Genomic DNA, 7861 nt, shown 5'->3' with positions numbered 1-7861 from the left:
GCAGTCCTGTTACAGCCGTTACTGACCGCTAAGACCAAGGGCGGCGAGCCTGCTGCTCATCTCGGCCACGCTGACCGTGCCAAGCACCACGCGGCCGTCTTTGTCGATAAGATATAAGGTGGGAATCCACCTGACGTTATAAGCCGTGGAAATAGAACTCTCTTTCCACGGCTTTAATTCGCTGAACTGAATCCAGCTAAGGCCGTTCTCGCTGATATACTGCTGCCACTGGTCTCTGTCGGTGTCGAACGAAACGCCAACAAACACCACGCCCTGCGGAGCATAAGTGGCATACATCTGCTTCATGTTTTCGGTTTCTTTCTGGCAGTCGGGACACCACGACGCCCAAAACTCTATCAGAACATACTGTCCGCGCAGCGAGCTGAGCGCGAAGCCCTCGGGCCGGCTGTCGGTGTATATCATGAAGTCGGGGGCAATGGTGCCTTCTTCCAGCATTCCTTTTCCGTATTCGTTGTCGTCGTCTCCGCCTACCGTGCATGAAGCCATGCATAGCAGTGCCGTAAGAAATGCAGTCAGCTTGATTATCAAAGTGTTGTTCATGTTGCCGTGTCTTTTGTTTTTGCCGGCCGGCCTGTTGGTGTGTGCCGTAGCCTGCCGCAAGGTTTAACATGTGTCTCTGTCTGCAAAAATAAGATATTTATGTCACTTCTGCAAGCCGCAGGGCTTACAACTTAATGCTGTCTGACGCTTTTTCTGTGCCTGGCCGTATGCGCATCAGCCTCTCAGGGCAGGTTCTGCTTGTCGTGTTTTGTGGCATTGCAAACAGAAAACTTTTTGATTTTGACGCTCTCAGAGTGCCCATGCTCTTGGCAAAAGCATGATTTCGGATGAAAAACTCCATTTCTTTAATGTTCTATGTAACGTCTTGCCTATCAGATAGTTATGCTTAAATGTATGATTGTGCATATGGTTTGAGAATGCAAAACATGGCCTTTTGTATGCCAAAAGCATAGCTTTCATGATGCAAAACGGCACAAATCATGACGCAAACTCATTGCTTTCAGTGTGCATAACTGATGATTTGTTGGCTATTTTGCATCAGTTTTGTGAACGTAAGTTAATGAAATGGGACTTTAGCCGGTATCAAATTAACATCCGTTTAAAGTCCATTCTCCAGATTACAGAAAACTCTGTACATAATTATCCGCCTTGCCTGCCATGCGAAAAGGCACAAAAAAAGTCTGCCGTCCGTAAGTTAAGGGCGGCAGACTCTTGTCTGTTTTATCATCAGTTTCAGGCGTGCGTCCGGCGTTTGGGCATCTTTCCTCGCGCTGGTAGCAAAGCCCTCGGCTTGTCAGTCTTTCTTGTTGTCGTAGGCGTGGAGCGGATAATCTATCGTGTAGTGAAGTCCGCGGCACTCCTTGCGCTCTATTGCCTGACGCGTAATCAGGTAGCCCACGTTGATCATGTTGCGCAGCTCGCAGATGTCGCGGCTTGCCTTTACGCGCTTAAACAGGGCTTCGGTCTCCTCATACAGCAGGTCGAGGCGGTCCCATGCGCGCTTCAGTCGCAGGTTACTTCTTACTATGCCCACGTAGTTGCTCATGGTCTGGCCAACCTCCTTGACGCTCTGTGTTATGAGAACCTTCTCCTCGTTGGTCATCGTTCCCTCGTCGTTCCATTCAGGAATCTGCGTGTTGAAGCTGTATTCGTCAACATGCTCGAGGCAGTGGCGTGCTGCAGCGTCGGCATATACAACGGCCTCAATCAGCGAGTTGCTTGCCAGGCGGTTGCCTCCGTGCAGTCCGGTGCATGAACATTCGCCTATGGCATACAGGCGGTGTATGCTCGATTCGCCGTTGAGGTCAACCTTGATGCCTCCGCACATATAGTGGGCTGCAGGTCTTACGGGTATATAGTCTTTTGTGATGTCAATGCCTATCGACAGACACTTCTGGTAGATGTTGGGGAAGTGGTGCTTGGTTTCCTCGGCGTCCTTGTGCGTAACGTCAAGGCATACGTGGTCAAGTCCGTGAATCTTCATCTCCTTGTCTATAGCGCGTGCAACGATGTCGCGTGGCGCAAGCGACAGGCGCTTGTCGTATTTCTCCATGAACGACTCGCCGTTAGGCAGCCTCAGTATGCCTCCGTAGCCGCGCATTGCCTCGGTGATGAGGTATGCCGGATGAGTCTCTCCGGGATGATAGAGCGCTGTCGGGTGGAACTGCACGAACTCCATGTCCTGCACTGTTCCCTTTGCGCGGTATACCATGGCCTCGCCGTCGCCCGTAGATATAATCGGGTTGGTGGTCGACTGGTACACGGCTCCGCATCCTCCCGTACACATAAGCGTAACCTTGCTCAGGTAAGTGTCCACCTTCTCTGTGTCAGGATTCAGCACGTAGGCACCGTAGCACTCAATGTCTGGTGTGCGTCTTGTCACCTCGATGCCCATATGGTGTTGCGTTATAATCTCTACCGCAAAGTGATTTTCCTTTATTTCTATCTCCGGCGTGTTTCTCACAGCCTCCATCAGGCCCCTCTGTATCTCGGCTCCCGTGTCGTCGGCATGGTGAAGGATACGGAACTCAGAGTGTCCTCCCTCGCGGTGAAGGTCAAACTCTCCGTTCTCTTTCTTGTCGAAGTTCACTCCCCATTTGACGAGTTCTGCTATTTGCGCCGGCGCGTTTCTTACAACTTGCTCCACAGCCTTGCGGTCGCTTATGTAGTCACCCGCAATCATTGTGTCCTCAATGTGCTTTTCAAAGTTGTCCACCTTGAGGTTGGTTACTGACGCTACGCCGCCTTGGGCAAACGCTGTGTTTGCCTCGTCAAGTGTAGTTTTGCAAATAATACATATCTTGCCTTTGTGTGCTCTTGCAATTTTAAGGGCATAGCTCATACCGGCAACTCCTGCGCCGATAATCAAAAAGTCGTATTTGAATACCATAAAGATATATTATAAAACATTTGCAAAAGTAATAAGAATTTTTGAAATTGAGTGTGCCTGATTTCTATTTTTGACATATATAAGGTTACTTTAAAACATCAAAATGCCACTTTTAATGATAAAATAGCTACCTTTGCATGGTCAAAAAAATAGATGTTGGTGGTCCGTGTGGCCTGTCTGCCGGCTTCGTCGGCGCGCTTTTGTCGCCCGCAGGCGTGTTGTCTGCCGCTGCGCTGCTTTCGTGCCGTAAGACCGGCAAGGGCATTCTGCCATACGGCAAATATTTAAAAACAGTGTTTCAGTGAACCGTTCTTTCCATTATCGTGCGTCGTGGCTCAATTACACGTGCATAGCTGTAGTTGCAGGGGCAGCCATCTATTCTCTATGGCACCGCTCTGCCGTCAATGCCCTTGTGGGCTTTTTGCTTATGGGTGTCGTCGTCCTGATGATAGAGAGGATAATACATACGGTCTATGTGCTCACGTCCGACGGACGGCTGATCATCAGTCGCGGCCGCTTTTCGCGCAGCCTGTCTGTCCCCGTCAACGAGATTATCCGCATGAGGGTGGTCAGGCCCGGTCTGCTTGGCGTGAGATACATCCTTATAGAGTATGGCGCAGGCCACGAAACCACTGTGCAGCCGGTCAATGAGGAGGCCTTCATGCGCGAGGTGAGAGACCGGCAGGAGCGCATAAGCTTAAACATTAATAAAGATGAAGATAAAGAATAACAGAAATACAGAATCTGCAATAAAGCTGTTTTTTGCCTTGATGCTGGTTGCCATGGTGTCTGTTACGGGCGTGGCAGGCGCGGCAAGTGGGCGCGGAAGCATTGCGGCATACGCCGTTAATGACGAAGACACGGCCGACGCCGACACCGTTATATCCGAAGAAGACCTGCCATGGCCGGCAAATGTAAAGGCAAGGATAGGCTCGCTTCTTGAGAACGACATGTTCGAGACGTCGACAGTGGGCATAATGGTGTACGACCTTACGGCCGACTCGGCTATATTCTGCCACAACGCCCGGCAGCTTATGCGTCCGGCAAGCTCGCTGAAGATGATGGTGGCTGTGGCCGCACTCGACAGGCTTGGCTATGGCTATAAGTATAAGACCACGCTTTCTTATTCAGGTACGATAGACAGCTGTGTGCTCAGGGGTGATATTTATTGCAAGGGCGACTTTGACCCTGCGTTCACAACGTCCGACCTCAACGACTTCGTAGACAGCCTGAAGAGTCTTGGCATCGACACTATTGCAGGCGACATCTGTGCCGATTTCTCCATGAAAGACGACGACCGCCTCGGCGAGGGATGGTGCTGGGACGATGACAACCCCGTGCTCTCGCCGCTGCTTGTATCGCGAAAGGACGAATTCGTTGAGTCGTTCAGAAAGAAGCTTGACAGGGCCGGCATCGTCGTAGACGGCAGCGTGCGCTCATGCCGCACGCCCGGCAACGCCCGCAGGATATGCACCGTTGAGCGGGCTATTGGCGACGTGATGATCCGCATGATGAAAAAGAGCGACAATCTTTATTCCGAATCGGTGTTCTATCATCTGGCAGCGTCTTCCGGTTCTTATGCTCCTGCCACGGCTAAGCAGGGCCGCCAGGTTATGAACCGGCTGATTCAGCAGCTCGGATTCAAGCCTTCAAAGTATTACATTGCCGACGGCAGCGGCCTGTCTCTGTATAATTATGTGTCGCCCGAGCTTGAGGTGGCATTCCTGAAATATGCCTATAAGCATAAAAAGATATATGAGCCGCTGCGCGAACTCATGCCTGTGGCCGGCGTTGACGGCACGCTCGACGACCGCATGCTGCGCGGATATGCTCGCGGCAACGTGCATGCCAAGACCGGAACCGTTACCGGCGTGAGTGCCCTTGCGGGCTATTGCACGGCTGCCAACGGCCATGTGCTGTGCTTCTCGATAATCAACATGGGCATAAGACACTCGTCTTCGGGCCGCCGTTTTCAAGACCGCGTGTGCGAGGCGCTGTGCCGTCCTTGACCATAAGGCAGGCTAGTCCGTCACGGCTAGCCTGCCTTTTTTAGTTTTTATGCCTAATTTTATTTAATAAAAAGTTTGGTAATATTACTTATGTTTATACCCGATAGGGTGTAATATGAGATAAAATTAATAAAATTATACCCTAAAAGGTATAATTGTTATATTTCTTTTGTATATTTGTACCCAAACGGGTATAAAATGGACGACAGACTGATAGCAGATTTTGTTAAAGAAATGCGAAAGAAGTTTAACCTCACTCAGGTAGACCTGGCCGACAAGTCGGGCGTTGGTCTGCGCTTTGTCCGTGAGCTGGAGCAGGGCAAGCAGACCTTGCGCATGGACAAAGTGAACCAGGTGCTGAGCCTTTTTGGCCGACAGGTGGGTGCCGTGGAGATACGCTCCGGGCGCGAACATGAGTGAGCCGTGCCGTGTGCCGTTATGCGGGGCATGGCCGTATGGCGTGTTTGTCTCCGTGTTTTTTATTCCTTACAGACTAAAACCTTGTGCCTATGAAAACAGCGATAGTATATCTTTACGACCGTTTGGCAGGGCGACTCACTGAAGACGAGAACGGATTTACGTTCTTGTACGACCCCGACTTTCTTGCTTCCGACGGGGCGGAGGCCGTCAGCCTTACGCTGCCCCTTACCGACAAGCCTTATCACGACACCGTGCTGTTTCCGTTTTTCGACGGACTTATTCCTGAGGGATGGCTCCTCAACATTGCCGAGAAGAGCTGGAAGATAAACCAGCGCGATCGCATGTCGCTGCTTCTTGCCTGCTGCAAGGACTGCATAGGGGCTGTGAGCGTGGTGCCGGAACAGGACGACAAGGAGGAAGAACGGGAAGAATGAAAAATTAAAAGGTAAAAATTAAAAATTTAAATCCTCTGTCTCGGTGTTCTTTTGTTTATCTGATTATGAATTATGAATTAATAATTATGAATTAACCATGAGGTGTCTTTATTGTTACAAGGAGTTGAAGGAGGGGCAGACCGACTTTCATCCGGCTTGTGCCCGCAAGTTTTTCGGCACGCGCAATGCGCCTTCATTGCCTTATGTCAGGGCGCAGCTTGGCGACCTGGCGCGTCAGGTGGTGCGCAGTCAGACTACGCTTACGGGTGTGCAGGCAAAGCTCTCGCTCGACATCGACCGCGGAGGCAGGAACGAGCCCGACCGCTTTACCATCGTTGGCCTGTGGGGACGCTTCATCCTGAAGCCGCAGACCACCACATACCGCGCGCTGCCCGAGCTTGAAGACCTGACGATGCATCTGGCCGAGGCTGCCAAGATTACCGTCGTTCCGCATAGCCTTATACGCTTCAGCGACGGCGAGCTGTGCTACATAACAAGGCGAATAGACCGCACGGCCGACGGGCACAAGATACCGATGGAGGATATGTGCCAGCTGACGGAGAGGCTTACCGAGTATAAATATAAAGGCTCTTACGAGCAGATAGCCAAGGCGATAAGGAAATATTCGGCCACGCCGAAGCTCGATGTGGTAAACTTCTGGGAGGTTGTCGTCTTTTCATGGATAACGGGCAACGCCGACATGCACCTGAAAAACTTCTCGCTTTACAACGCCATGGACGGCTCGTATACGCTCACTCCGGCTTACGACATGCTCTCAACGGCCCTCGTAATGCCCGAGGACACCGAGGAGCTGGCTCTGACGCTCAACGGAAAGAAGCGCAAGCTGCGCAAGGCCGACTTCATAAAGTCGATAGCTTCGTCGGGCATTGAGGAGAAGGTGATAGAGAACATGGCGCGCAAGTTCAGCCGTGTGTTGTCTAAGTGGTTTGAGCTTATCGACATGTCGTTCCTGCCGGAAGACATGAAGCATCAGTATAAGACGCTCATCCTGCGCCGCATAATAATGCTGAAATAGGATAAGCCCAGGGCTTGGCGGTAGCTGCTGAGGCAGATGCATATCGCCGGTTAGCCTTGGCAGGTGGGCGGATGCAACCCTGCCTGCTTGATGCTCTTGCCGCATCATATTGCCGTAGCTTATGGTTTTCGTAACCTACACATATTCAGCATGTTACAAAAGGCCGTCTTTCACCTTTCGAAAGACGGTCTTTTAGCTTGTAAAAGGTGCCCTTTTGCATGCCGAAAGATGGCCTTTTGCAAAGCGGGTGTTCCCGGTCTTTGCTGTCTGACATTCATTTCGGGGCGTTATCCGTGAAATGTCAGACAAATGTCAGTAAGTTTTTTTCACTGCAAAACAGCCAAATCGTTACTTTTGCATAGTTGCCACAGCTTGCGCCGGGCTGCTGCCGCTCAGCCGTCGGAATGTGTGCCTTCGGCATGCAGACTGAATGTCCGGCAGCAGCGGCAGCATGCTTGCGCAATGTAACAACCCGGATAGTTCAGATTTAAGCATTATGCGAAAGATACTTGTTTTTGCCATCTTGCTCACGGCTTTGGCTTTCGGCATAGACGCCCTTGACCGCAAGGACGATATGCCCGACATGGAACGGCGGCTCATGGAGAGGCTCAATGTGGCGCCGCTTGCAGAATATAAAGACCGCGACTTTGGCTTCGTGGCACGTTATCCCGACATATTCGTAAAGAGCAACGACACCACCGGCCGCTATTTCGGATGCTCGCGCTTCGATTTCTGGCAGCTCACGATAGAGTGCTACGTGGTCTACGACAGAGAGGAGCGCGGCTTCAAGGAGTATATGGACTCGATAGCCTCTGCCATGAAGGCCGACTCATGCCGCCGCAGGGGCAACAGCTTTGTGGTGTCGTCGCCGCTTTATGAGGACGGGATGCTCATCGACGGATTCCGTTATTATGCAAAATATGTCAAGGGCGACAATGTATGGTTTGTCTATGCGCTGCATTATCCGGCGGCATACAGCAAGTCGCTCGGCCGTCTGTTCAGTCTTGTAGACGGATGGCAGGTGTGGAAATGAGCGTCATGCGGACATGCC

9 protein-coding genes are annotated in these 7861 nt (G+C 51.4%); 7 read left to right on the top strand and 2 right to left on the bottom strand.

The window, feature by feature from the left end; translation table 11 throughout:
* Nucleotides 1-18: 18 nt before the first annotated feature.
* Entirely contained in the window at nucleotides 19-561 is a 543-nt protein-coding gene (locus QVO66_RS11750; protein WP_021855688.1) for a TlpA family protein disulfide reductase, read from the bottom strand.
* Between the two features lie 754 nt (nucleotides 562-1315).
* On the bottom strand, nucleotides 1316-2911 hold the full coding sequence (gene nadB / locus QVO66_RS11745; protein ID WP_021855687.1) for an L-aspartate oxidase: 1596 nt from the start codon (nucleotides 2909-2911) through the stop codon (nucleotides 1316-1318).
* Between the two features lie 137 nt (nucleotides 2912-3048).
* On the opposite strand from nadB, the gene QVO66_RS11740 reads away from it, so the two are divergent.
* The 7 genes from QVO66_RS11740 (at nucleotide 3049) to QVO66_RS11710 (ending at nucleotide 7843) form a co-directional block, all read left to right on the top strand.
* Nucleotides 3049-3216, top strand: a complete 168-nt coding sequence (locus QVO66_RS11740) for a hypothetical protein (protein WP_021855686.1) — start codon at nucleotides 3049-3051, stop codon at nucleotides 3214-3216.
* Nucleotides 3213-3641, top strand: coding sequence for a PH domain-containing protein (locus QVO66_RS11735; protein WP_021855685.1), 429 nt, complete (start codon nucleotides 3213-3215; stop codon nucleotides 3639-3641). The genes QVO66_RS11740 and QVO66_RS11735 overlap by 4 nt, the downstream gene beginning before the upstream one ends.
* The gene (gene dacB / locus QVO66_RS11730) at nucleotides 3625-4920 is read left to right on the top strand and encodes a D-alanyl-D-alanine carboxypeptidase/D-alanyl-D-alanine endopeptidase (RefSeq protein ID WP_021855684.1); all 1296 of its coding nucleotides are present in this window, start codon (nucleotides 3625-3627) and stop codon (nucleotides 4918-4920) included. Before QVO66_RS11735 ends, dacB begins: the two co-directional genes overlap by 17 nt.
* A 198-nt stretch (nucleotides 4921-5118) precedes the next feature.
* Nucleotides 5119-5340 carry a helix-turn-helix transcriptional regulator gene (locus QVO66_RS11725; protein ID WP_021855683.1) on the top strand — a complete coding sequence of 74 codons (222 nt, stop codon included), beginning with the start codon at nucleotides 5119-5121 and terminating at the stop codon, nucleotides 5338-5340.
* 89 nt (nucleotides 5341-5429) lie between these two features.
* Nucleotides 5430-5774: a HipA N-terminal domain-containing protein gene (locus QVO66_RS11720; RefSeq protein ID WP_021855682.1), complete on the top strand. Its 345-nt coding sequence runs from the start codon at nucleotides 5430-5432 to the stop codon at nucleotides 5772-5774.
* A 97-nt stretch (nucleotides 5775-5871) separates the two neighbouring features.
* Nucleotides 5872-6810: a HipA domain-containing protein gene (locus QVO66_RS11715; RefSeq protein WP_021855681.1), complete on the top strand. Its 939-nt coding sequence runs from the start codon at nucleotides 5872-5874 to the stop codon at nucleotides 6808-6810.
* 496 nt (nucleotides 6811-7306) lie between these two features.
* On the top strand, nucleotides 7307-7843 hold the full coding sequence (locus tag QVO66_RS11710) for a hypothetical protein (protein WP_021855680.1): 537 nt from the start codon (nucleotides 7307-7309) through the stop codon (nucleotides 7841-7843).
* Nucleotides 7844-7861: the final 18 nt, after the last annotated feature.

The organism is Prevotella sp. CAG:255 (assembly GCF_000431195.1).
In the GTDB taxonomy this organism is placed as follows: Bacteria; Bacteroidota; Bacteroidia; order Bacteroidales; family Bacteroidaceae; genus Prevotella; species Prevotella rara.
Note: the sequence above shows the minus strand (reverse complement) of the source record. Positions and strands in the feature narration are given on the sequence as shown.